The following is a 25,528-nucleotide window of genomic DNA, read 5'->3' on the forward strand; positions in this document are numbered from 1 at the left end:
AAGAAAAAGATAACGAAATGAATAATATGAAAAAAATTCTTGTCGTCCGTAACGATAAAATCGGCGATTTTATGGTGTGTTTTCCAGCATTTGCGATGCTTAAACAATCTCTGCCAGATATTGAAATTACTGCGCTTGTACCGAGCTATACGGAGCCACTTGCAAGGCTTTGTCCGTCTATTGATCATGTCATTGTAGATTGTGCTGATAAAAAAGATTTCGCAGCATTTAAGCAGCTTCTTAATACCATTAAAGCAGAGAAATTTGATGCGATGATTTCTTTTGTCTCTGACTGGCATAATGCGAAATTAGCTTGGCAAAGTGGCATTAAATTCCGTTTAGCACCGGCGACCAAAATTTTTCAATTTTTATATAACCACCGATTAACTCAGCGTCGCTCACAATCTGCGAAAGCTGAATCCGAATATAATTTAGATTTAGCGCGTGCATTTCTGACTAAGCAAGGTATTAAAGTCATTGAACCAACCCCACCTTATTTGCAATTTAGTGCAGATGAAATTGAAGCTCAAAAAGCCAAATTAGCAAAAAATCTGCAAATTTCAACCGCTTGTAAATGGCTTTTCGTGCATAGTTCGACTGGTGGTTCTGCAAGTAGCCTTACCTTGGAACAATATGCTGAATTGATCAATAAAATTTGTGCGCAATATCCGTGTGAAGTCATATTAACTGCAGGAAAAGGTGAAAGTGAACGCGCGCAACAACTGGCAGCTAAACTTCATCAAAAAGCAGCAATTTATGATAAAAATGAAGGTTTGGCAGACTTTAGTCTCGCTATTGCTTGTGCAGATCTTTTTATTGCTGGCTCAACTGGCCCACTCCATATTGCGGGTGCCTTGAATGTGCCAACTATCGGCTTTTATCCAAGTCGCCTCTCTGCTCAGCCACAACGTTGGCGGCCAATTAATGCAGAAGATCGCCATTTGGCATTTATGCCACCGCTAGCAAAAACAAAAGCGGAACAAATGAATTTATCCCTCATCTCAATTTCTGATGCTTTAACTACTATTTTGCCGTTTGTTGCCAAACATTGGCAAATGTAAAGCTAAAAAACTAAACGTAAATCCCCTTTTTAAGCATGGAATATGACGCTATTTTGATCTAGAATAGCGCCTTTATTTTGCTCAACGAAAAAGAATTATGTTTAAAAAATTACTTTGTGCGCTGGCAGTATTCCCTGCGGTTTCCATGGCGCAATCTTATGTCGTTTATGACTTTACTCACGATCGAATCTTAGAAAGCCGTGCGCCAAATAACGTACAGCCCATTGCATCCGTAACGAAACTAATGACGGCTAATGTGTTTTTAGAAAATAATAAGAATCCGAATTGTTCTGCCTCTATTTCTGATGAAGATTTCGATTACATCAAGGGCACAGGGACAAAATTACCAAAATACACCCCTATTTCGTGTAATGAATTGTTAAAAGCCATGCTTGTACATTCTGATAACTACGCAGCTCATGCGCTTTCACGTTCTGCTGGGATGAGTCGCATACAGTTCATCCAAAAAATGAACCAAAAAGCGAAGCAGCTAGGCATGAATTCGACTCGTTTTCATGACAGTTCTGGCTTATCGAGCGCGAATATTTCTAGCGCAATGGATTTAGTAAAATTGGCTAAATACTCTATGAATAAACCGCAAATTCAAATGCTTTCTAATACGAAAGCAACTTATGTTAGAGCGGGGCGTCAGAACGTCTTTATGCAAAATACTAATCGCTTAGTTCGTGAAGAAATGTTTGATGCTGCAATTAACAAAACTGGTTATATCCGAGAATCGGGTTATAACTTAGTCTTTGTAAATAAACATCAGTGCAATAAAGCAACTATTGGTGTGATTAGCTTAAATAACGCTAGCTCAGGCGCACGTTCTAACTTTACGAGAAATAAATTAGAACAATATGGCTGTGATGTCCTTGCTCATGAAGATTATGGGCTTGAAGAAGATGAAGAAAGCTAAAAATGCAAATCCCTTGTAAGTTACTTACAAGGGATTTTTCTTTGATTAGTAATCTAGCTGATCTTTATATAATTCATAATCCGCTTTCAATGCCTGAATCAGTTCAACAAAATCTTCTGGTAACGGTGCATGCCATTCCATCATTTCACCAGTAATGGGGTGGGCTAATCTTAACATAGCTGCATGTAACGCTTGACGTTGGAAACCACGTAATACCGATAATAGCTCTTCGCTAGCGCCTTTAGGTGGGCGTGGTCGTCCACCATAAAGTTGGTCACCTAATAATGGATGAGCAATATGCGCCATATGCACACGAATTTGGTGCGTGCGTCCTGTTTCTAAACGCAAACGTAGTCGCGTGTAATTACGAAAACGCTCCATGATTCGATAATGCGTTACCGCAGGTTTTCCCATTGGATGAACCGCCATTGCCGTTCTTTTGGTTGGGTGGCGCGCCATCGGCTCATCGACTTTCCCACCTTGTGTCATAATACCACTTGCCACCGCTTCATATTCTCGGGTGATTTGGCGTTTTTGTAATGCGGTCACTAAATGTGTTTGTGCAGGAATGTTTTTGGCAACAACCATCAATCCAGTCGTATCTTTATCTAAACGGTGCACAATTCCTGCGCGTGGTACTTCCGCAATCGGTGGATAATGATATAAAAGCGCATTTAACACTGTTCCGTCAGGATTGCCCGCGCCCGGGTGAACCACTAAATTTTTCGGTTTATTGATGACAATAATATCCTCATCCTCATAAACGATATTTAGTGGAATATTTTGTGGGTCAAAACGAATCTCTTCTTCAATTTCTGCGTTTACTTCAATTTGCTCGCCACCGAAAACTTTCTCACGTGCTTTATTTACTATTTTTCCATTCACTTTTACTCGAGAATCATCAATCCACACCTTCAAACGTGAACGAGAATAATCCGGAAAAAGCTGCGCCAAAGCCTGATCTAAACGGGCGCCTAATAAATCAGCAGAAACCTCTGCCGTTAAAATCATTTGTTGGGTCATTTACTGATAAATCCGATTTGTCTGTTGCTTATTTGAATAGCTTCTATAAAATAGCGCTATTCGTATGAACTTAGCAAAGTGCCATGAGTCAAACTTGACCATTGTACATTAACTTTTGATCATAGACACTTTTTTATAGGTAAAATTACTATGCGTAAATTGACATCTCTTGCCAGCTTAGTTTTAGCAGGACTTCTTGTAGTTGGCTGTTCTAACAGTGCAAATAAAGAATTAGAAGAAGCTTCTGCTCAAACCCTTTACACCAAAGGGCAAACTTATTTAGAAGAAGGCGACTACAATTCAGCGATTCGCTACTTAGAAGCAATTGGTTCAAAACAATCAGAATATGGCGAACAAACTCAATTAAGCTTAATTTACGCACAGTATAAAGTTGGTGAATATTACAAAGCTTTAGATGCAGCAGAACGTTTCGTGCGTACTTATCCGGATAGCCCAAGTTTAGATTATGTGGTTTATTTAGCTGCACTTTCAAATGCTCGTTTAGGCGATAACTTTATCCAAAACTTCTTCGGTGTAAACTCAGCAGCGCGTGCAGTAGAAAATGTTCGTAATGCTTATGGTAGCTTCCAAACTATCGTACAACGTTTCCCGAACAGTAAATATGTACCAGATGCACAAAACTGGATGGCTTATTTAAAAGATCGTCTCGCAGAACATGAATTACTTATCGTGAAATTCTATGATGATCGCGATGCTTCTGTAGCGGTAGTAAACCGCGTAGAAGAAATGTTGCGCTACTATCCAGATAGTCAACCAACGAAAGAAGCATTACCGCTGATGAAAAAAGCCTTTGAAAAAATGAATATGGCAGATTCAGCAGAAAAAACCGAAGGGTTAATTCAAGCATATAAAGATAAAACTTTCCCAAGTGCGAAAAAACCTGAATACAGTTCACAATTCTAGTGAAAGTTAACCAGCATAGGGGCGATGATACTCGCCCCTTTCCGCTTTTTTAATGAGTCATAATATGAAAATCCTTGGTATTGAAACCTCTTGTGATGAAACTGGTGTTGCGATCTTTGATGAAGAAAAAGGCTTAATCGCTAACCAACTTTACAGTCAAATAGAGATGCACGCTGATTACGGTGGTGTTGTACCAGAACTTGCCTCTCGCGACCATATTCGCAAAACCTTGCCATTAATTGATGCTGCATTAAAAGAGGCTAACTTAACTGCCAAAGATATTGATGGCATTGCCTATACTGCTGGCCCTGGCTTAGTTGGCGCGTTATTAGTTGGTGCCACTATTGCTCGTTCGCTTGCCTATGCTTGGCAAGTGCCTGCGCTAGGGGTTCATCACATGGAAGGGCACTTACTAGCACCAATGTTAGAAGATAATCCACCGCCATTTCCATTCGTGGCATTACTTATCTCAGGCGGCCATACTCAATTAGTCAAAGTAGATGGTGTTGGTCAATATGAATTACTCGGCGAATCTATTGATGATGCGGCGGGCGAAGCTTTTGATAAAACAGGAAAGCTTCTGGGATTAGACTACCCTGCTGGTGTTGCAGTTTCAAAACTTGCTGAACAAGGCACGCCAAATCGCTTTATATTTCCACGTCCAATGACTGACAGACCAGGGCTTGATTTTAGCTTCTCTGGTTTAAAAACTTTTGCAGCAAATACTATCAACGCCAATTTAAATGCCGAAGGCAACCTTGATGAGCAAACTCGTTGTGATATTGCCCACGCCTTTCAACAAGCAGTGGTAGATACTATTATCATTAAATGTAAACGCGCCTTACAACAAACGGGCTATAAACGTTTAGTTATGGCTGGTGGTGTAAGTGCAAATAAACAACTCCGTGCAGATTTAGCCGAAATGATGAAAAATCTCAAAGGGGAAGTTTTCTACCCGCGCCCGCAGTTTTGTACTGACAATGGCGCAATGATTGCCTATACAGGTTTCCTACGCTTAAAACATGGGGAGCATACCGATTTAAGCGTGAGCGTCAAACCTCGCTGGGCAATGACCGACCTTCCGGAAATTGCCTAACAAGCGGTTGAATTTTTAGATTTTTTGCAAAAGGTGAACAGATGACGCTTCCTCAACATAATTATGTTATCAGCTTAACTAACGCACATTCACGTAGAGCACATATCGAACAAGAATTTGGTAAACAAGGCATTTCTTTTTCGTTTTTTGATGCGATTACACCAGATAACATGGAAGAAACAGCAAAATCGCTAGGCATTGATATTTCACAAAGTCCATTAACCAGAGGAGAGATTGCTTGTGCATTAAGTCATATTGCCCTATTCCACTTAGCAAAATCACAAAACTTAAACTACATTTGTATTTTTGAAGATGATGTTCATCTGGGCGAAAATGCAAGTCAATTCCTAAACTTGAATTATGTCGATAATACGGTGGATATTGTTAAAATTGAGAGAAACTTTGAAACTATTCTGACTAAACTATTTCCAAGCAAAACTTATTTAGGGCGAAAATTTTATCAACTTACCGCCGTAAATCCTGGAACCAGCGGTTATATTGTGACTAAAAAAGGGATTGATTTTCTTGTTAAACATATCAAATCAATTAATGATATTGAAATTGATAACTTATTATTTAAAACGCTATTAACACAACCTGATTATCAGGTTTGGCAAATGCAACCCGCTATTTGTATTCAGGACTGCCTACTCAATCCACAAAATTATACTTTAGGTATGATGAATAGAGAGGGCGGGCAATGGTGCACACAAGCTAAAGCCAAAAAACGCAGCCTATTATCAAAAATAATAAGAGAAATAAAACGCCCACTAAGCCAATTGTATAAAAAAGTATTTGGGAAAAAATCTGATTTTAAATAAAGGAACCTAACATGAACGTAGCACAATTCCATCAATTAGTTGAACAAACTTGGCAAGAAATTGAAGAAAAAATTGATGATGAAGGATTATCAGTAGATACCGAAATTCAAGGCTCAGTATGTACTTTAACCTTTGATGATCACTCGCAAATCATCATCAATAAACAGGAAGCAATGCTAGAACTTTGGCTAGCCAGCAAACTCGGTGGCTTCCATTTTAAATATATCGATAATGAATGGAAAACCGCTGAAGGACGCTCATTATGGACGCATTTAGAAGAAGCCTTTGCAAGACACGGAGAAGAAGTTAAATTCTCATAATCAGTCAATATTAAGAAAAGCGGTTGTGTTAGTTATTCACATATCAGCTTTTCTTAATAGTTCGTTGAAATAAGCAAGAATTTAGCACAGTTTTAATAAGCTCATCAGCTCAATACTAGCTGAATTTCAAACAGAATAACCTACCTATTTTAATTAAATGCAAACATTCTCCACGCCACAAACCGTACTACAAAATGTATTCGGTTATCAGCAATTCCGCCAAGGTCAACAAGAGGTCATTGATGCCGTTCTTGCTGGTCGGGATTGCCTCGTCATTATGACAACTGGTGGAGGAAAATCACTTTGCTATCAAGTCCCTGCCCTATGCCTAGAGGGAATAACCTTGGTCATTTCTCCTCTCATTTCCTTGATGAAAGACCAAGTTGATCAGCTGCTTACCAATGGCATTGAAGCCGCCTATTTAAACTCTACGCAAACGCAGGAAGAACAACAAGCAGTTGAACAAAAGGCTCTTTCTGGTCAGCTAAAACTACTCTATTTATCTCCAGAAAAGGTCATGACGCAGGGATTTTTTCGTTTAGTTTCCTATTGTAAAGTCAGCTTTATTGCTGTTGATGAAGCGCACTGTGTTTCACAATGGGGGCATGATTTCCGCCCTGAATATACTTTATTAGGTAATTTACGCAAAACTTTCCCAAATATTCCGTTGATGGCACTAACAGCGACGGCTGATCCAACTACACGTGCGGATATTTTGCACCATCTTCGCCTTAACGATCCTCATACTTATTTAGGCAGTTTTGACCGCCCAAATATTCGTTATACTGTGCAAGAAAAATTTAAACCCATGGAACAGTTGGCAAAATTTATTAACGCACAAAAAGGTAAAAGTGGCATCGTTTATTGCAATAGTCGGAAAAAAGTTGAAGAAATCACAGAAAAATTAAGTGCTCGTCATATTTCTGTAATGGGATACCATGCCGGAATGAGCGTACAACAGCGTGAAACCGTACAAAATGCTTTTCAACGCGATAACGTACAAGTGGTGGTAGCGACCATCGCTTTTGGAATGGGGATTAACAAATCTAATGTGCGTTTTGTCGTTCACTTTGATTTACCGCGTAGCATTGAATCTTACTACCAAGAAACCGGCCGTGCAGGGCGAGATGATCTCCCCTCTGAAGCAGTCATGTTCTATGACCCCGCTGATTATGCATGGCTACAAAAAATTTTACTTGAAGAGCCAGAAAGTGAACAACGTGATATTAAACAGCATAAATTACAAGCTATTGGCGCATTTGCTGAATCACAAACGTGTCGTCGCTTAGTGCTACTTAACTATTTTGGTGAATCCCGTCAAGCACCATGCAAAAATTGCGATATTTGTCTTGATCCACCGAAAAAATACGATGGCTTATTAGATGCGCAAAAAGTGATGTCCGTCATTTATCGTACGGGGCAAACTTTTGGCATTCATCATGTTGTTGCAGTGCTACGTGGAATGAATAATGTTTCAATTCGCCAGCATCAACATGACAGCTTATCGGTTTACGGCATTGGTAAAGAGCAAAGTCGTGAATATTGGATTAGCGTCATTCGCCAACTTATTCATTTGGGGCTAGTTCGCCAAAACATTGCGCATCATTCGGCCCTGCAATTAACGGAAGAAGCCCGCCCTGTATTACGAGGCGAAGTGGCTTTAGAACTGGCAATGCCTCGATTAACCTTTTCTGCTACTGCATTTAGTCAAAAACAAGCCAGTGTTCGCTATGATAAAGATTTATTTGCTAGACTGCGTTTCTTGCGTAAACAAATTGCAGATAAAGAAAATATTCCACCTTATGTGGTATTTAACGATGCAACCTTAGAAGAAATGGCTCAATTTACCCCAACCACTCGGGCTGAAATGTTAGATATTAACGGTGTTGGTGAACGTAAATTAGAACGTTTTGGACAAGCTTTTATGCAACTGATTGAGCAACATCTTGAAGCCAGAAAATAAGAAAAAATTTTCTTACATCAAAACAATACGGGCAACCTGTTTTACAAGTTGCCCGATTTTTATTTTAGCTTAGGGTTGAAACGTAACTTCAATGCAATAGTCACTGCTGCGAAAATTTTTTCATCATTATGAGGGAAATTTTCTCGCAAAGTACGGTTAGCATCGCTGAAGTTTATTTTTCCGTTAGCTAATTCGGTGAATAAAATCGAAGGGTTGAGCTGAAGTTGCTCCGCAATTTGTAGAATTGAAAAATGCTCAAACGTCATGATCAAACGATCTAAATTGCAATAAGTAGGGTAGCGGTTATGTGTGATCAAATCTGTAAATTGTTGCACAATTTTGACCGCTTTATTTTTACGATTGAAAAAGTGTAAAGCCACGCCCAAAATCAAGAGGAAGGCAGAACCTAAATGCCACTGAAAGAGACCTTGAATAGGCCACTGAAAATAAATCCCTAAGCCGCTGAACAACATCCCTGCTAATCCTACAATGAGGATACACAGCAAGCAAAACTTATAAATCACATCCCATTTCATTTTTTCACCTTTAGCTATAAAGCACAATCGCTATATAAGTTAAAATATAATTTTGCATTCTATCAAAAATATTCGTTATTTCTAAGAAAAGTGAGAGATAAAAAGCAATATAAAAAAATGGCTAGCGCAAAAGGAGTGTGGGAATGCGCTAGCCAATAGTGTGTTTGTAATAACACCAATTTATTATTTAGAATCGCATTCATTATATACAAATATATATAAAGATAAATAGAAATTTAACTATTTTTTGAAAAATAACCAGAATGAGGGATTTTTCTGTTAACAGACTATCAATTTCTAGCAAAACCCATTATGTTTAAAAATATATAGCATTAAAAGTGAATTGATAACATTCACAAACCTTGCCAAAATTTACCGCACTTCAGTGTTGGAATGGTAAAAACATTTCAATATTTAAGGACAAACTCTGATTTAATGGTAATAATATAGAAAAAAGAATCGCTTCTTTCATAAAATAAGAAGAAAATTTGCTTATTTTTCTAAAAAATTTAACGGACTTAATATGAACACTGCAATTTCAGAGCACGCACTGACTCAAATTCGCCATCAAATGCTGAAATTTGCGCAATTACAACTCCATAATACTGAGCTTGCTGAAGATGTGGTTCAAGAGGCTTTTCTTAGTGCTTTTAGCCATTTAGACTCGTTCAAACATGAAGCTGCATTTAAAACATGGGTGTTTGCAATTCTTAAAAACAAAATTATTGATTATTTAAGAACAAAGCAGCGCTGGGTGTTAGAAAGCGAATTAGCGAATGAGGATGAGACTTCAGCTAATACGTTTTTTGACGAGCATGATCATTGGAATTCGGCTTATATGCCAACTCGCCTACCTGATGGAGAAACACAAATTTATACCAAAGAATTTTGGTTAATTTTTGAAACTTGTCTTCACTGCTTACCCGCCAAACAGGCAAAAATTTTTATGATGCGCGAATTTCTTGAGCTTAATTCAGAAGAAATTTGCCAGCAAACGCAACTAAGCACTGCAAATCTTTATACCCTGCTCTATCGAGCAAGATTGCAATTGCAACATTGTTTATCCCAAAAACTTTAAGGAGACATTATGCGTTGTCGCCAAGCTACCCGCCTGATTTCTGATGCACACGAACGCGAATTAGCATTAGATGAACTGCTCGGTTTACGAGTGCATTTACTGATTTGCCCTCACTGCCGTCAATTTCAACGAAATTGCCATCAATTAAGCCAAATGATGCGTACATTTAAACAGCTTGAAAACCAAGAAAAATAGACGTTGCCTTCCCTAAGCTGTCAACAAGCGGTCAAAATTTTTAAAAATTTTGCAAAATTGTTGTCAGATTCACCACGCTTCACCGTCTAATGCTATATCTAGTTAATTCAACGATAAAAGGAAAGCGTATGAAACATTCTGCACTATTTATTCTTCTCTCGGCGCTATTTGCCCATTCGTCTGTAATGGCGACTGAAACCAACATAGCGCCACAATCAATGGGTACCCAAACTATGGCAAATAAAGCGCAAGATATCCATGAAATTTATCTTGCGGGTGGCTGTTTTTGGGGTATAGAAGCCTATATGGAACGCATTTATGGCGTAAAAGACGCGGTTTCAGGTTATGCAAACGGTCATACCGATAAAACGAGTTATCCGCTAGTAGGGAAAACTGATCATGCTGAAACTGTGAAAGTAACCTATGATGCCAACCAGATTTCACTCGATAAATTATTGCAATATTATTTTAAAGTGATTGATCCAACCAGCCTTAACCAACAAGGTAACGACCGTGGGCGGCAATATCGCACGGGAATTTATTATCAGGATGTTGCAGATAAATCTGTGATTGAGCAAGCCTTAAATCAGCTTCAAAGCAAATATAAAAGCAAAATCCAAGTTGAAGTACAGCCGCTTAAAAATTATGTGATGGCGGAAGAATATCACCAAGATTATTTGAAGAAAAATCCGAATGGCTATTGCCACATCGACATTCACCAAGCAGATGAACCGATAATTAACGAAAAGGATTATCCAAAACCAAGTGATGAAACGCTAAAAGCTAAGCTCACACCATTACAATATTCTGTCACGCAACGTAAACACACCGAACGTTCATTTAGTAACGAATATTGGGATAACTTCAAACCGGGTATTTATGTCGATATCACCACAGGAGAGCCAGTATTCTCTTCAAATGATAAGTTTGAATCTGGCTGTGGTTGGCCAAGTTTTACCAAACCAATTGCCAAAGATGTGGTGCATTATCAAACCGATAACAGCTTTAATATGCAACGCACTGAAGTACTTAGCCGCAGTGGTAACGCACATTTAGGACACGTTTTTGATGATGGTCCAAAAGACAAAGGAGGGCTGCGTTATTGCATTAACAGCGCTTCAATTAAGTTTATTCCACTAGCTGAAATGGAAAACGCAGGTTATGGATATTTAATAAAAACCATCCATCAATAATCTTTTAACTTAACGTATATTTCTAAACGAAAAAGGACAAAAAATGAAAAAATTTCTCTCAATGATATTGATGGCATTTAGCCTTAATAGCTTTGCTGAAACGGACTTAACACGCATTTCCTTAAAAGATTTAAACAACCAACCAGTTACATTAGAGCAATATCAAGGCAAACCACTTTATATCAAAATGTGGGCTTCTTGGTGCCCAACTTGTTTGGCAGGATTAGCCGAAATTGAAGATTTAAGTCTAGCAAAAGATCGAAATTTTGAAGTCATCACAATTGTTTCGCCTACTCAAAAAGGCGAAAAAGCCACAGCGGATTTTATTGAATGGTATAAAGGTTTAGAAGACTATAAAAATATTAAAGTCTTCCTTGATGAAAAAGGCGAAATCATCAAGCGCACCAATTTGCCTGGTTATCCATTTAACCTATTTTTAGATCAAGCATTAAACATTAAAAAAACCGTTCCTGGCCATTTAAATGCAGAGCAAATTCGCCAAGCTATAGCCCAATAATGGTGATACAAGCGGTCGGTTTTTCTTTATATTTTGCGAAAATTCTCAATTTGGACTATATGTAGGAAAATAAAACAGATAATTGGCTAGCATTTAATGATTGATAAGCTATAAATGTAAATCGCCTTTAAAGCCCATTTAAACATAGAAATAAGCCATTAAAACAACGAAAAACCTCAGTATTTTCGTCATTTTAATGGCTTTTTCTCTATCTTTTGGCTAGTAACACTTTCTAAATGTGACTTAGCACCATTTTCTAAAGGGAGTTATTTCATTAAATATATTGTACATCAATGATGTCAAATTCAACCTTGCCGCCTGGGGTTTCAATGATAACCGAATCATCAACTTCTTTGCCGACTAAACCACGTGCAATTGGTGAGTTCACGGAAATTAGGCCTTCTTTAATGTTTGCTTCGTCGTCGCCTACAATGCGGTAGCTCACTTCTTCGTCTAACTCAACATTCAAGAGTAATACCGTTGCACCAAAGATAACTTTGCCCGTATTGTTCATTTTCGTCACATCAATAATTTGTGAATTGGCTAATTTTCCTTCAATTTCTTGAATACGGCCTTCGCAGAAACCTTGTTGCTCACGCGCAGCATGATATTCAGCATTTTCTTTTAAGTCGCCATGCTCGCGCGCTTCAGCAATCGCATTGATAATTTCTGGACGTCTGACATTTTTTAAAAATTCTAACTCTTCACGCAGTTTTTCTGCACCACGAACAGTCATAGGAATTTGTTTCATATTAGATCCTCTTAAGACAAAACCCCTACAAAATGAGCGGTTTACAAATTTATAATTTACGAATAAAAGTGAAACCGCTATTATTCATTTTTTATTAAAAATAGCAATATCTTCCCTGATTATGTTCCCTAAAATCCGTTATTCATTGGCACTCATTAGTGCACTATTTACTTCTTTTTCAAACGCACAAATCCAACCTGAAAGTTTAATCCAAGCCTTACCTAAAGGCACTTCTGCTAGCTTTATTGCGAAAAATTTAGACACTAACGAAATTATTACCCAATATCAAAGTGATCTCTTTATGCTACCAGCCAGCACGCAAAAAGTGTTTACGGCGCTAGCTGCTAAGCTCGCGCTTCCTGAAGATTTTCGCTTTCAAACGGCGCTACTGACAAATGGAAAAATTGAGAATAACGTTTTAAAAGGCGATTTGATTGCTAAATTTAGCGGAGATCCCGAGTTGACAAGCGGTCAACTTTCGCAATTGATTTACGAATTAAAAAAACAAGGCATTGGAAAAATTGAAGGCAATTTGATTCTAGATACCGCCGTGTTTGCTAGCCATGACAAAGCTTCCGGCTGGATTTGGAATGATTTAACCATGTGTTTTAATGCCCCGCCCGCTGCGATAAATGTCGATCACAACTGCTTTTATGTGAATCTCAATGCTGACCAGCCGATTGGCGAATTTGCTAAAGTGGATGTTCCGAGCGCTTATCCTGTTCAGGTATTTAGCAGCGCTTATGTGGTAGATAAAAATGATGCGCCTTATTGCCAACTAGATGTTGTGGTTCACGATAACAACCGCTATCAAATCAAAGGTTGTCTTGCTCGCCAAAATAAACCGTTTGGGTTGAGCTTTTCAGTACAAGACCCAACCAATTATGGCGCCAATCTCATTACGACTTATCTGCGCCGAGCTGGCATTGAATTTAGTGGCAAAATCCAAGCGCCTTTGGGAGAACAAAAAGGAACGATTTTAGCAGAGCATCTTTCTGAACCGCTGCAAACTTTGCTCAAAAAAATGATGAAAAAATCAGATAACCAAATTGCTGATGCATTATTTAGACGTGTAGCAAATCATCTACAAAATCGCCCTGCGACTTTCCAATTAAGCAGTTTTGTCGTGCGTAATTTATTGAAAACTAAAGCAGGTGTGAATTTTAATAATAGTGTAATGGCAGATGGTTCTGGTCTTTCCCGACATAATCAAGTCAGCGCAGAAACCATGCTTAAAGCGTTAGAATATATTGCGCAAAATGAAACTAGCTTACAGTTGTTTGAAACCTTCCCAATAGCCGGTGTAGATGGCACGATTTCAGGACGAGGTTCAATTTCTGCAGAGCCACTCGCTAAAAATATCATGGCGAAAACGGGCTCACTGAAAGGCGTATATAACCTTGCTGGCTTTATGAAAAATGCTAAAGGGCAACGCATTGCTTTCGTGCAATTTATTAACGGTTATTCAACTGGCGAGCTAGAAAGCAAAACCAAACGTGCACCGCTAGTCAATTTTGAGCAACAATTCTATATGGCACTTTATAATGAATAATCATAAAAATAGGGCTAATTGCCCTATTTTTATTTATGCCATCCACTGTGGATGTGAACGTCGCATTTTTACTTCAATATAGTTGCAACTTGGTTTTACGCGTAATCCTTCTTGTTCAACAAAAGCCATTAACGCCTGATAAAGTTCGCCTGCAATTCCTTGCCCTTGATAAGCCTCATTCACCTTTGTATGAAAGGCATCAATCGTGTTTTCTTTAATGTATCGATAACAAAGCTTACCTAATTGCTCACCTTGCTCATTCTGATAAATAAAAACGGCTGCAGCCGTGTCGTGATAAATCATTTATTCTTCCTTGCCTAAAATAGATGTGATGGATTCGCTGATTTGCAAAAAAATTTAGCAAAATCACCGCTTGTTGGCAAAGTCACTACAAAAAAGCAAACGTTTGCGTTATAATTTCGCTGGTTTTTATTTTAACTTTAACTCTCATTGAAGGAATGAAAAATGGCGATTCAACAAGCGTTATTAAGTGTATCTGATAAAACAGGTATTGTCGATTTTGCCCAAGGGCTCATGGCGCGCGGTGTAAAATTACTCTCCACCGGCGGCACTGCAAAATTATTAGCTGATGCAGGATTACCGGTTACTGAAGTATCAGATTACACGGGCTTTCCGGAAATGATGGATGGTCGTGTAAAAACACTTCATCCGAAAGTACATGGCGGCATTTTAGGTCGTCGTGGTACAGATGATGCGATCATGAATCAACATGGCATTGAACGCATTGATATGGTGGTAGTTAATCTTTACCCCTTTGCCGCCACTGTTGCAAAACCGAATTGCACATTAGAAGATGCCGTAGAAAATATTGATATCGGTGGGCCAACTATGGTGCGTTCTGCTGCGAAAAACCATAAAGATGTCGCGATTGTAGTAAATAATCATGATTTTTCTGCCATTCTTGCAGAAATGGATCAACATCAAAACGAACTCACCTTAGCAACCCGTTTTAATCTCGCCATTAAAGCGTTCGAACACACTGCGCAATATGATTCGATGATTGCGAACTACTTCGGACAAAAAGTGCCACCTTATCAAGGCGCTGAAGAGGAAGATTTAACCCAACCTTGTGGACAATTCCCTCGTACATTAAACTTAAATTTCGTGCGTAAACAAACCATGCGCTATGGTGAAAACGCACATCAAAATGCGGCATTCTATGTAGAGCCAGAACTAAAAGAATCTTCAGTTTCTACTGCCAAACAATTACAAGGCAAAGCGCTGTCTTACAATAACATCGCCGATACTGATGCAGCACTTGAGTGTGTGAAAGAATTTAGCCAGCCAGCTTGTGTGATTGTTAAACACGCAAACCCTTGCGGCGTGGCAATTGGTAGCGATATTTTAGAAGCTTATAACCGCGCTTATCAAACCGATCCAACCTCTGCATTTGGTGGCATTATTGCCTTTAACCGTGAATTAGATGGCAAAACGGCACAAACGATTGCTGAACGCCAATTTGTCGAAGTGATTATTGCCCCAAGTATCTCCACTGAAGCCCAAGAAGCCCTAGCGAAAAAGAAAAATGTCCGCGTGCTAGCTTGTGGTGAATTTAGCGCAGCCCAAAAACGCTTAGATTACAAACGTGTCAACGGTGGCTTATTAGTTCAAGAAGCCGATCAAGGTGCTGTTTCCATCGAAGACTTAAAAGTGGTTTCTAAACGCCAACCAACCCAAGCGGAACTTGAAGACTTACTTTTCTGCTGGAAAGTGGCGAAATATGTCAAATCAAATGCGATTGTTTATGCGAAAAACGGACAAACTATCGGCATCGGTGCAGGCCAAATGAGCCGCGTATATTCTGCCAAAATTGCTGGCATAAAAGCAGAAGATGAAGGATTGCAAGTTGCAGGTTGTGTGATGGCATCTGATGCCTTCTTCCCATTCCGTGATGGTATTGATGCGGCTGCGAAAGTTGGCATTACCTGTGTAATCCATCCAGGTGGTTCAATGCGCGATCAAGAAGTTATTGATGCAGCAGACGAACATGGCATGGCGATGGTATTAACTGGCATGCGCCATTTCCGCCACTAACCTATCCAAAGACAAGCGGTCGAATTTGTTAAGCGATTTGCAAAAGCTCAACCAAATTCGACCGCTTGTTGATCTACCTCAGTTTTGCTAAATGTTGCTTTTTCATTTTTGTGTTATTTTGGAGTATATTAACACCAAGTTTATTTTTGGAGGCACAATGAAAAAGCGATTACTCCCTCTTTTACTTTTACCTACTTTAGCCCTAGCAGAAACCGCAGCACCGAAAAAACTCGACCCTGTTTTACTTGGTTTAGGTCAAAAGATGTTTTTTGACAAATCGCTCTCTTTTAACAAAACGCAAAGCTGTGCAACCTGCCATATGCCAGATGCCGCTTTTGCGGATTTACGCGATAATAATATTGGTAAGGTCGTTTCACAAGGTGATGACCCAACAAAATTCGGCAACCGCAACTCTCCAACTGCACTTTACGCGAAATTCTCACCCGATTTCCACTTTGATGAAAAACTGCAAGACTATGTGGGTGGGCAATTCTGGGATGGTCGTGCAAAAGATTTAGCAGAACAAGCCGGCGGCCCGCCAGTAAATCCTGTTGAAATGGGAATGCCTGATAAAGCAGCTGTGGCAAAACGCATTACAGAAAATCCTGCTTATGAAAAATTCATTACCAAAAATTTTGGTAACGAGGTTTTCAAAGATGAAAATCAAGTTTATGCTTTGATGGAAAAAGCGTTGGCTGAATTTGAGCATTTAGATCTGTTTGCGCAATTTAGTTCAAAATACGATAAATCGCTTGTGGGTGAATACCAATTAACTGAACAAGAAGCCTTAGGCAAAGCACTCTTTTTCGATCAAGAAAAAACCAATTGCAGCAGTTGCCACCAATTACAAGCAAAAGATCATAAAGAAGAAACTTTCACTAATTATCGCTACTTCAACCTTGGTGTGCCGAAAAATAAAGCGTTATTAGCGCATAATCAGTTAAGTGAAGATTGGGTCGATAATGGTTTGTTAGATAATCCAATGGTGAAAGGCGATGAACGTCAAAAAGGCAAATTCAAAGTGCCAACGCTGCGTAATGTTGCCGTGACTGCCCCTTATATGCACAACGGTGTGTTTAAAGAATTGCGCACAGTGCTTCTCTTTTTAGATAGCAAAAATAACCCTGTGCGAACCACCAACCCAGAAACCGGCAAACAATGGGAAGAAGCAGAATATGCACCAACGGTCAGTCATGATGCACTGAAAGGTAAACCACTTACCGATGCCGAAATTGATGCACTCGAAGCATTCTTAAAAACACTGACTGACGCTCCTTATGAGGAATAAGCCTTAATGCAAGCGGTCGGATTTGCAAAATATTTTGCAAATCCGACCGCTTGTGTTTTTCGTCTATACCGCATAATCTGAACATTGCATACCATTTCTATAATCCCTAAAAGTTAATATGATAATTAAAATTATTGTTGGAATATTCCTTGCTTTAGTGGCATTTTTGATTAAATCCTACCTCTCTGGGGATATCATCACTTTTTTTGCTTGGTGGCTTTTAGGCTATTACGTACTTTACCTTGTTATCTACTTTGGTTTATATGCGGTTATTGCCTTAATGAGTGAGAAGCCATTAACAGTCAAAGCAAAAGCCCTTTTAATGATTCCAACTATAAGTATTCCTTGGGGATATGGCCAATGGATTGAATATCGAGATGCGAAAATCGTACAGGAAGAGAAAATTCAACGTGAACAACAATTAATTGAAGTCTTAACAGATCTTCCATCCAATGCGGAGATTGGGGAATATGACTATACGCTTTATGTCAAAACCGATAACTTAAAAGATGAATATGGCAATCAACCCACCTTTAAATGGGGGAAGTTTGAGCTGACTTCTTTAAAAGCGCCCCGAGCATATGACTACAATCAGATTAACGTGATAAGCCTAACTCAACCGCAAGAATTACCTCATGGCATAAAATGCACACCTGAACTAGGCTTTAAAAGAAAAGTGCAAGAAGATGTAGAAAAAGGCCTACCTGCTGAAGCATTTGAGTTTGCTGAATGTAAAGTAGCAGAATTCTCCTTGATGCTAAATCAGCATCAGATTCAGCTTAAAGATTTTATGCTTTATTACAATTCGGGGCTTCCAATCTATAAAGATAAAATAACCACCAAACTTGCAGAGTTAAATAGCTTACCGAATCCTTATTGGACGGCGAGACCTCAAGGATACGTCAGAATCGGAGAAGAATGGATTGCTGATGATCTCTTGTTGATTTTAAACCAAGAAGGCAAGCCGATGATTCTTATTGGTTCAGCAAAACATCAGACTGGGTTAAACAACACTAAAATTGATCAATGTGTCATTAAATCCCCCGAATTTGATGTGCTTTTAACCGATCTCCACAATGAACAAGCAACCTTGCATGTCATTAAGCAGTTTAGTCATGATTTTGCTGAATCTTGCCCAGAGACAATCAAAACTTCGCTGACTTACTCCGCTAATCCGCTTAAGAAATTACAAACCACTAAAGTAGGTGAAATGAAAGGGCATCCAATCTTAAACATTTTCACGCATTTAGATGATAATGCGGAGGTGGATTGGTCGCCTGAATATCCATATTTAGAGGAAGTGGTAAGCCAAGAAAAACCTTTTTTTTGGGGAGAAGTGAATCTGTTCTCGTTTAGAAATGAACCTTCTGCAGTTTGGGCTAAACTTGCAGATAATAATACAAAACTCGGTGCTTTCTGGTGTAGTAAAAATAGCAATGCTTATTTTATGCATCTTTTAGAACCAACTGATAATACGCTGGCTTACCATAATTTTGCATTAACTGAGTGTACAACTGCTGAGGGTATGTTATGGCTTGAAAACAACCCAATCCAAGCGACTAAAGGACAAATAGAATACGTTGATACAGTCAATAAATTACAACATCAAAGCGTATCTAATACGTCTAGATTGATATTTACACCAACGAGTCATGACCAGGCTATTTTATCCCTCAATGGATTTCCATTTTATTTACAGCACGCGCTAACCGATCTGCAAGGGAAAATCATTACACTAGTTGGAGAAATCAGACCAACCAATAACCAAAAAACGCTTTCGTTAGCGAAATGTGTAGATGCTTATTCACAGTTAAAATTGACGAATTTTTCAAATAACCAAGTCGATGTTTCAGTTTTTCATCATGAAAATTGGGAAAATCTTCTTCAAGTAAATAAAAAGCCTGAATGTGAACTGAAACAGGTCAGCTACCAAACAGAAACGGCTAAATAGCAGAATCGTGCGGTAAAAAGGTAGATTTTTACCGCACTTTTTTATTATTTAAAACTTCTTATCATCGCAAAATGAAAAATTTACTCACGGGCAAAACTTGACAGCTTTACTCTGCCCGCTATGATCTTGCCAAATTATTTATGATTGCATTTTTATGAAAGCACTAGAAATTATCGATCTTGTTAAAACTTATCCTACCGGCGTAAAAGCGGTGCAAGGAATCAATCTCACTGTAGAACAGGGAGATTTCTATGCCTTGCTTGGTCATAACGGCGCAGGAAAATCCACCACCATTGGCATTATTAGTGCCTTAGTCAATAAAACTAGCGGTCAGGTAAAGGTCTTTGGCTATGATTTAGACAGTGACAAAGCTGCGCTAAAACAACAAATTGGCTTAGTACCGCAAGAGTTTAACTTTAATCAGTTTGAACGCGTGATTGATGTTTTGGTACAACAGGCGGGATTTTATGGCATCAATAAATCAGAAGCCTTAAAACGCGCTGAAATATGGCTCAAAAAACTAAATCTTTGGGAAAAGCGCACGCACCTAACTCGTGAGCTCTCTGGTGGGATGAAACGCCGTGTAATGATTGCTCGCGCGCTCATGCACGAGCCGAAATTATTGATTTTAGATGAACCAACTGCTGGGGTAGATATTGAGCTACGTCGTTCGCTGTGGCAATTTTTGCGTGAACTCAACGAACAAGGCACCACCGTTATTCTTACCACTCATTATTTAGAAGAAGCGGAAAATCTTTGTCGTCACATCGGTATTATTCAGCATGGTCAACTCATTGAAAACACCACAATGAAGGCGCTGCTAGCGACTTTAGAAAATGAATTTTTCGTGTTAGATGTGCAAAAAAATGTAGAAAATCGACCGCTTGTAATTGATGGGTACGCTCATCGATGGCTTGATGAAAACACACTTGAAGTAGAAGTAAAACGCCAACAAGGGCTAAATAAACTGTTCGAACAGTTTAGCCAGCAAGGCATTGAGGTATTAAGCATGCGCAACCGCGCAAACCGCTTAGAAGAACTATTTATAAATATGGCAGATTAGTATGAATTTAACCGGATTTCTAACACTTGCCGGCCGGGAATCCCGCCGGGTTATTCGCATTTGGAAACAGACTTTAGTTCCACCTATTATTACCACTACCCTTTATTTCTTAATTTTCGGGAAACTGATTGGTGGGCGCATTGGTGAAATGAATGGCGTCAGCTATATGCAGTTTATTGCCCCCGGTTTAGTGATGATGACAGCCATTACCGCCTCTTATGTCAACACCGCGTCTTCCTTCTTTTTAAGCAAATTTACGCGGACTTATGAAGAACTGCTTGTCTCACCACTTTCTAGCCATGACATTATTTGGGGCTATATTATTGGCAGCATGATGCGTGGTGGGTTAGCTGGCATTTTAGTGATGCTCGTGTCGCTCAGCTTTGTTTCCTTTGATATTCACTCATGGGCGATGATCTTACTGACACTGATGATGACTACTATTGCCTTTGCATTAGGGGGCTTTATCAATGCGATTTATGCGAAAACTTTTGATGATGTAGGGATTATCCCAACCTTCGTTTTAACACCGCTGACTTATTTAGGCGGGGTGTTTTACTCCATTTCTTTGTTACCTGAATTTTGGCAGACGGTATCTAAGTTTAACCCAATCGTGTATATGGTAAACGGCTTCCGCTACGGCTTTTTAGGCGTAAGCGATGTGCCTGTTATTTACACTTTTGGTGTATTACTTCTTTTTATTGTCGTGTTATACTCAATTGCCTTTTCGCTCATGGAAAAAGGTGTGGGATTACGAAGCTAGCATTCATTGCCACGGATAGATGAGAATAACTTTTGCTAATGTTAGCTAGTCATCCTTTAACTTATTATTCTCATCTTTAAACTAAAGGAACTCACATGAAAAAATTACACAAAGTTGCCCTCGCGGGTATTTTTGCTTTTTCAGCTAACTTAGCCGCAGCTGAAGATATTACTGTTTTTGCTGCAGCTTCAATGACTAATGTCTTACAAGAAATCAATAAAGATTTCGAAAAAGCCAATCCTCAAGACAAAGTAACCTTCTCTTTTGCTTCTTCTTCTATACTTGCAAAACAAATTGAGCAAGATGCGCCAGCAGACGTATTCATTTCTGCTGACCTAAAATGGATGGACTATGTAAAAGAAAAACAACCTGCAAAAACTAAAAACGTTGCAAATTTAGTGAAAAATGACTTGGTTCTCATTGCACCAGCCTCCAGTACACTAAATAGCACCAAAGTTGAAAACGTAGATTTTAAAGCGATTTTAAAAGAAAACTACTTATCCGTTGGTGATCCAGAACACGTTCCAGCAGGTAAATATGCGAAAAAAGCATTAGAACACTACAAACTTTGGGCAGATGTTGAACCTCGCTTAGCGCGTGCGAAAAACGTGCGTGATGCACTTTCTTTTGTTGAACGCGGTGAAGCGCCATTAGGTATTGTTTATTCAACAGATGCGAAAGTTTCAGCAGATAAAGTCAAAGTTATCGCGACTTTCCCACAAGAAAGCTATGGTGAAGTGGTTTATCCAGCAGCGACAGTCAGCGATAAAACTGAAGCGAAAAAATTCTTAGACTTCCTCAAAACACCAGCAGCAAAAGCAAAATTTGAAGCCGCTGGTTTCTATCCATTGCCATAATTGAGATGCCCTTGCAAGCTTGCAAGGGCTTTTTACCTTATGTTTGAATTTAGTCCACAAGAAATTGCCGCAATTTGGTTGAGCTTGAAAATTGCCAGTATAGCGGTCATTTTTTCTTTACCTTTTGCCATTGCTATTGCCTGGTTGCTCTCTCGAAAAGAGTTCTGGGGTAAAAATTTACTAAATGGTATTGTCCATTTGCCATTAGTTCTTCCGCCTGTTGTGATTGGTTATTTACTGCTTATTTCAATGGCAAAACGCGGAGTAATTGGTCAATTCTTATGGGAGTGGTTCAATTTCTCTTTTAGCTTTTCTTGGAAAGGTGCCGTATTAGCCTCAATGGTAATGGCGTTTCCGTTAATGGTACGCTCAATTCGTTTAGCATTAGATGCCGTAGATATTAAATTAGAACAAGCGGCAAGAACGCTTGGCGCCAGCCCATTAAAGGTCTTTTTTACGCTAACTTTACCACTTTCATTTTCTGGCATTATTGCAGGTGCGGTTCTTGGTTTCGCTCGTTCTTTAGGTGAATTTGGCGCAACTATTACCTTTGTATCCAACATTCCGAATCAAACGCAAACTATTCCAGCTGCGCTATTTACCTTTATTGAAACGCCGAATGGCGAACTTGCAGCCGCTCGCCTTTGTCTGGTTGCGATCGGAATTTCCCTATTAGCCTTATTCGCTTCAGAATGGCTTGCTCAGAGACAAAAACGCTATGCTCAAGCTTAATCTTATTCAACAATTAGGCGAATTATCGCTTGAAGCCAATCTTGAAATTCCTGCACAAGGTGTGACTGCAATTTTTGGACGTTCGGGTGCAGGAAAATCTAGCTTAATCAATTTAGTCGCTGGGCTTAGTCATCCTGATTCTGGCCGTATTACACTTGGTGAAAAAGTATTATTTGATAGCCAAGCTGATATCAATCTGCCACCTGAAAAACGTAAGATTGGCTATGTTTTTCAAGAGCCAAGATTATTCCCCCATTACACCATTAAGAAAAATTTAAAATACGGGATGAAACATGCAGATAATGCACACTTTAAGCAAATCATCCAGTTGCTGGGTATTGAACCTTTATTAGCGCGCTACCCTGCTAGTTTATCCGGTGGAGAAAAACAACGAGTTGCTATTGGTCGCGCGCTATTAAGTCAGCCCGATATTCTACTGATGGATGAACCGCTTTCTGCACTCGATCTGCCACGTAAAAAAGAGTTGCTTGACTATTTAGCGACATTAGCCAAAAGTGTAGCAATCCCCATTCTCTATGTTACCCATAGCCTAGATGAGATCGTTCGCTTAGCTGACAGACTAATTCTGATTGAACGAGGTAAAATCGTTGCTTTTGACACTGTTAATCATGTGTGGCACAGCCCAATTTTTGCCGATTGGCAGCCCGATTCACAAAAAATGAGCTTATTGGAATTACCAATTAGCCAACATCAGCCTGAATATCATATGTTAGGCTTAGCGATTGAACAGCAACAACTTTGGATTCCCGTACTACCACGTTATCAATTCGGGGAAAAACTTCGCCTGACTATTGCAAGTAAAGATGTTTCAATAGTCTTAGAAAGACCGCAACATAGCTCAATTCGCAATATTCTCAAAGGTGAAATTGTTGAGATTGAAGAACAACAAGATCGCGTTGATATCGCCGTAAAAATTGGTTCAGAAACAATTTGGGCAAGCATTAGCCTTTGGTCGTTTGATGAAATGGCATTAACTATTGGGCAATCTGTTTATATTCAAATTAAAACAGTTTCGTTATAGCTTGTTGGTTGATTAGTAAAATTTCAGTAAAATATGACCGCTTGTAAAGAGGGAAAAAGATGTCGGAAGAAAAATGTGTTGTAGAAGTGATTTACGCTTATCCTGATCGTTATTTCTTAAAGAAAGTCACACTTAGCGCACCAACTACTGTGCAAAATGTGATTTTGCAATCAGGCGTGTTAGAAAAATATACTGAGATTGATTTACGGAAAAATAAGGTAGGGATTTTTAGCCGTTCGGTTAAATTAACCGATATGGTCAATGATGGTGACCGTATTGAAATTTATCGCCCATTGCTTGCTGATCCAAAAGAAATTCGCCGTCAACGCGCACAAGAACAAGCAGCAAAATCTAAATAATCATAAAAACAAAAAGAAGGCTTTCACCTTCTTTTTTTCACTTTAGCGAGCGTATTTGCCAGCCATTGCCTGATAAACTAAATTCTCGTTCGTTAAAATGGTATATTTTTGGTTCAAAATAGAAAGTTGTGAATTCAACTCTGTATTCATCGCCGCAATCCATAAACGGAATTCTGATAAACCCGCATCGTAGCGATTTTTATAGTACTGAGTAATTTTCTTATTATGCTCATGTACTTTTTGCAAAGTCGCTAAGCTATTTCGTGATTGCTGATAAGTGTAGTAATAACGATCAATTTCATTTAACGCCGTTGTTACGGTTTGCTCGTAATTTGCACGGGTTGTTAAATAATTTTGCTCTGATACTTTAATGTTATTTTGCACACGCGCCCAATCTAAGAATGGTAGGCTTAATGAAATAACACCACTGCCGACTGGATTATCGCCCACATCACGCACTTTTGAAGCACTACTTGATAAAGAAGCACCTAACGTTAATGTTGGGAACCAGCTCTTCTCTGTTGCAGTTAGCGTGTTAAATTGACTTTGTAAACGTTGAAGCGCAGCCGTCACATCTGGACGGTTTGCAATCACCGATACTGGCACATTCGTATCCACGCCTTGTAATTTCACACTTAAAATACTTGGATATTTTGCTGGTAACGGTTGATTTGGTTTTAAATTCAATAAGTTACGCAAGGTTTGCTCTGCAACTTTTAAATTTGCACGTAAACTAATCACATTATTACGCGCATTAAGCGTTGCTTGTTGTGCTTGTTCTACAGCTAATGGATCGATTGCACCTGCGGCTAATTTGTTATTTAAGATATTTGCAATGCTTTCGTAGTTCTTAATCGTACGTTCTGTCACTGCAATCGCATCTTTGTAGTACGCAATCTGATAGTAGGTTGCCACCACAGAGTTAATTAACGATAAACGCGTCGATTTTAAATCTTCGATCGTTGCTTTATGCTCCCACTCAGCCGCACTTGCTGTATCGGCTAAACGACGCCATAAATCAACAGTATAACTTAAGCTAAAAGTGGCTGTATTAGTAATGGTTGAAGTGCCAACCGATCTTTCATTTGAGCTGCTACCCACACCTTTTGCTGCTGAAGCAGAGCCAGAGCCACTAAAGGTTGGAATTAAATTTGCACCCACTAAATTCGCATTGTATAACGCTTTATTTACTGCAATCGCACTTTTCGCTAAATTCAAGTTATTGGCAATGGCTTCATCGACTAAGCTATTTAATTGGCTGTCGTTATAACCACGCCACCATTGTTCATTGATAGAGAACTGTTTGGTAATTTCTTCATAGTTTTGATAATCTTGTTGAGCAGCTTCTAACGAACCATCTTTGCTCATTTGGTTAGAACATGCAGAAACAGCAAGCCCTAACACAACAGAAAAAGCTAATTTTGATAATTTCATGTTATCCCTACTGTTGTTAAAAATTTTGTAAATCT

At 39.0% G+C, this 25,528-nt stretch carries 26 protein-coding genes; 21 read left to right on the forward strand and 5 right to left on the reverse strand.

The genetic code is table 11. The features are described 5' to 3' along the window. Window positions 1–26: 26 nt before the first annotated feature. Both HSP_RS0105315 and HSP_RS0105320 read left to right on the forward strand, forming a co-directional pair. A complete protein-coding gene (locus tag HSP_RS0105315) occupies window positions 27–1,061 on the forward strand; it encodes a glycosyltransferase family 9 protein (RefSeq protein WP_029495207.1) in 1,035 nt (344 codons plus the stop codon). Window positions 1,062–1,158: 97 nt separating this feature from the next. Beyond that, the gene (locus HSP_RS0105320; protein WP_007523134.1) at window positions 1,159–1,980 is read left to right on the forward strand and encodes a D-alanyl-D-alanine carboxypeptidase family protein; all 822 of its coding nucleotides are present in this window, start codon (window positions 1,159–1,161) and stop codon (window positions 1,978–1,980) included. A gap of 45 nt (window positions 1,981–2,025) precedes the next feature. Here the strand turns inward: HSP_RS0105320 and rluD are convergent, their stop codons facing one another. After that, on the reverse strand, window positions 2,026–3,003 hold the full coding sequence (gene rluD / locus HSP_RS0105325; protein ID WP_007523008.1) for a 23S rRNA pseudouridine(1911/1915/1917) synthase RluD: 978 nt from the start codon (window positions 3,001–3,003) through the stop codon (window positions 2,026–2,028). 150 nt (window positions 3,004–3,153) lie between these two features. On the opposite strand from rluD, the gene HSP_RS0105330 reads away from it, so the two are divergent. The 5 genes from HSP_RS0105330 to recQ all read left to right on the forward strand — a co-directional run bounded on the left by HSP_RS0105330 (window position 3,154) and on the right by recQ (window position 8,127). Then, a complete protein-coding gene (locus tag HSP_RS0105330; RefSeq protein WP_007523064.1) occupies window positions 3,154–3,927 on the forward strand; it encodes an outer membrane protein assembly factor BamD in 774 nt (257 codons plus the stop codon). A gap of 64 nt (window positions 3,928–3,991) precedes the next feature. After that, on the forward strand, window positions 3,992–5,023 hold the full coding sequence (tsaD, locus tag HSP_RS0105335) for a tRNA (adenosine(37)-N6)-threonylcarbamoyltransferase complex transferase subunit TsaD (protein ID WP_007522989.1): 1,032 nt from the start codon (window positions 3,992–3,994) through the stop codon (window positions 5,021–5,023). Window positions 5,024–5,064: 41 nt separating this feature from the next. Beyond that, window positions 5,065–5,844, forward strand: coding sequence for a glycosyltransferase family 25 protein (locus tag HSP_RS0105340; RefSeq protein WP_007523078.1), 780 nt, complete (start codon window positions 5,065–5,067; stop codon window positions 5,842–5,844). A gap of 11 nt (window positions 5,845–5,855) precedes the next feature. Beyond that, entirely contained in the window at window positions 5,856–6,164 is a 309-nt protein-coding gene (gene cyaY / locus HSP_RS0105345) for an iron donor protein CyaY (RefSeq protein WP_007523035.1), read from the forward strand. A 157-nt stretch (window positions 6,165–6,321) separates the two neighbouring features. Then, window positions 6,322–8,127 carry an ATP-dependent DNA helicase RecQ gene (gene recQ / locus HSP_RS0105350; RefSeq protein WP_007523284.1) on the forward strand — a complete coding sequence of 602 codons (1,806 nt, stop codon included), beginning with the start codon at window positions 6,322–6,324 and terminating at the stop codon, window positions 8,125–8,127. Window positions 8,128–8,186: 59 nt separating this feature from the next. Here recQ and HSP_RS0105355 read toward each other — a convergent pair whose 3' ends face one another. Beyond that, window positions 8,187–8,663: a hypothetical protein gene (locus tag HSP_RS0105355; protein WP_007523081.1), complete on the reverse strand. Its 477-nt coding sequence runs from the start codon at window positions 8,661–8,663 to the stop codon at window positions 8,187–8,189. A gap of 523 nt (window positions 8,664–9,186) precedes the next feature. On the opposite strand from HSP_RS0105355, the gene HSP_RS0105360 reads away from it, so the two are divergent. From HSP_RS0105360 to HSP_RS0105375, 4 genes are all read left to right on the forward strand, one after another. Beyond that, window positions 9,187–9,741 carry a sigma-70 family RNA polymerase sigma factor gene (locus tag HSP_RS0105360; RefSeq protein WP_010129295.1) on the forward strand — a complete coding sequence of 185 codons (555 nt, stop codon included), beginning with the start codon at window positions 9,187–9,189 and terminating at the stop codon, window positions 9,739–9,741. Between the two features lie 9 nt (window positions 9,742–9,750). Beyond that, window positions 9,751–9,936 (forward strand): zf-HC2 domain-containing protein, encoded by a 186-nt coding sequence (locus HSP_RS0105365; RefSeq protein ID WP_007523105.1) that lies wholly within the window; start codon window positions 9,751–9,753, stop codon window positions 9,934–9,936. A gap of 128 nt (window positions 9,937–10,064) precedes the next feature. After that, a complete protein-coding gene (gene msrB / locus HSP_RS0105370; protein WP_007523288.1) occupies window positions 10,065–11,129 on the forward strand; it encodes a peptide-methionine (R)-S-oxide reductase MsrB in 1,065 nt (354 codons plus the stop codon). Window positions 11,130–11,172: 43 nt separating this feature from the next. Beyond that, on the forward strand, window positions 11,173–11,646 hold the full coding sequence (locus tag HSP_RS0105375; RefSeq protein WP_007523101.1) for a redoxin family protein: 474 nt from the start codon (window positions 11,173–11,175) through the stop codon (window positions 11,644–11,646). Between the two features lie 274 nt (window positions 11,647–11,920). Here HSP_RS0105375 and greA read toward each other — a convergent pair whose 3' ends face one another. After that, window positions 11,921–12,397: a transcription elongation factor GreA gene (greA, locus tag HSP_RS0105380; protein ID WP_007523000.1), complete on the reverse strand. Its 477-nt coding sequence runs from the start codon at window positions 12,395–12,397 to the stop codon at window positions 11,921–11,923. A gap of 121 nt (window positions 12,398–12,518) precedes the next feature. Between greA and dacB the strand changes: the two genes are divergently transcribed. Beyond that, window positions 12,519–13,949, forward strand: a complete 1,431-nt coding sequence (dacB, locus tag HSP_RS0105385; RefSeq protein ID WP_010129297.1) for a serine-type D-Ala-D-Ala carboxypeptidase — start codon at window positions 12,519–12,521, stop codon at window positions 13,947–13,949. Between the two features lie 33 nt (window positions 13,950–13,982). Here dacB and HSP_RS0105390 read toward each other — a convergent pair whose 3' ends face one another. After that, entirely contained in the window at window positions 13,983–14,252 is a 270-nt protein-coding gene (locus HSP_RS0105390) for a GNAT family N-acetyltransferase (RefSeq protein ID WP_010129298.1), read from the reverse strand. A gap of 162 nt (window positions 14,253–14,414) precedes the next feature. Between HSP_RS0105390 and purH the strand changes: the two genes are divergently transcribed. The 9 genes from purH (at window position 14,415) to HSP_RS0105435 (ending at window position 24,059) form a co-directional block, all read left to right on the forward strand. Beyond that, window positions 14,415–16,004 carry a bifunctional phosphoribosylaminoimidazolecarboxamide formyltransferase/IMP cyclohydrolase gene (gene purH / locus HSP_RS0105395; protein WP_010129299.1) on the forward strand — a complete coding sequence of 530 codons (1,590 nt, stop codon included), beginning with the start codon at window positions 14,415–14,417 and terminating at the stop codon, window positions 16,002–16,004. Between the two features lie 157 nt (window positions 16,005–16,161). Continuing rightward, window positions 16,162–17,292 carry a cytochrome-c peroxidase gene (locus HSP_RS0105400; RefSeq protein WP_010129300.1) on the forward strand — a complete coding sequence of 377 codons (1,131 nt, stop codon included), beginning with the start codon at window positions 16,162–16,164 and terminating at the stop codon, window positions 17,290–17,292. 118 nt (window positions 17,293–17,410) lie between these two features. Continuing rightward, window positions 17,411–19,243 (forward strand): hypothetical protein, encoded by a 1,833-nt coding sequence (locus HSP_RS0105405; protein ID WP_010129301.1) that lies wholly within the window; start codon window positions 17,411–17,413, stop codon window positions 19,241–19,243. 154 nt (window positions 19,244–19,397) lie between these two features. Continuing rightward, window positions 19,398–20,306 (forward strand): ABC transporter ATP-binding protein, encoded by a 909-nt coding sequence (locus HSP_RS0105410; RefSeq protein ID WP_010129302.1) that lies wholly within the window; start codon window positions 19,398–19,400, stop codon window positions 20,304–20,306. A 1-nt stretch (window position 20,307) separates the two neighbouring features. Further along, entirely contained in the window at window positions 20,308–21,069 is a 762-nt protein-coding gene (locus tag HSP_RS0105415; RefSeq protein ID WP_010129303.1) for an ABC transporter permease, read from the forward strand. A gap of 95 nt (window positions 21,070–21,164) precedes the next feature. Next, on the forward strand, window positions 21,165–21,926 hold the full coding sequence (gene modA, locus HSP_RS0105420) for a molybdate ABC transporter substrate-binding protein (protein ID WP_010129304.1): 762 nt from the start codon (window positions 21,165–21,167) through the stop codon (window positions 21,924–21,926). Window positions 21,927–21,965: 39 nt separating this feature from the next. Then, the gene (gene modB, locus HSP_RS0105425; RefSeq protein WP_007522985.1) at window positions 21,966–22,658 is read left to right on the forward strand and encodes a molybdate ABC transporter permease subunit; all 693 of its coding nucleotides are present in this window, start codon (window positions 21,966–21,968) and stop codon (window positions 22,656–22,658) included. Beyond that, window positions 22,645–23,700 carry a molybdenum ABC transporter ATP-binding protein ModC gene (modC, locus tag HSP_RS0105430; protein WP_010129306.1) on the forward strand — a complete coding sequence of 352 codons (1,056 nt, stop codon included), beginning with the start codon at window positions 22,645–22,647 and terminating at the stop codon, window positions 23,698–23,700. Before modB ends, modC begins: the two co-directional genes overlap by 14 nt. Before the next feature lie 59 nt (window positions 23,701–23,759). Then, window positions 23,760–24,059 (forward strand): RnfH family protein, encoded by a 300-nt coding sequence (locus HSP_RS0105435; protein WP_007523201.1) that lies wholly within the window; start codon window positions 23,760–23,762, stop codon window positions 24,057–24,059. Window positions 24,060–24,101: 42 nt separating this feature from the next. On the opposite strand, the gene tdeA is transcribed toward HSP_RS0105435, so the two are convergent. Further along, complete coding sequence (gene tdeA, locus HSP_RS0105440; RefSeq protein ID WP_010129307.1) at window positions 24,102–25,493, reverse strand: toxin/drug exporter TdeA; 1,392 nt, start codon at window positions 25,491–25,493, stop codon at window positions 24,102–24,104. Between the last annotated feature and the right edge of the window lie 35 nt (window positions 25,494–25,528).

The organism is Haemophilus sputorum CCUG 13788 (assembly GCF_000238795.1).
GTDB lineage: Bacteria > Pseudomonadota > Gammaproteobacteria > Enterobacterales > Pasteurellaceae > Haemophilus_A > Haemophilus_A sputorum.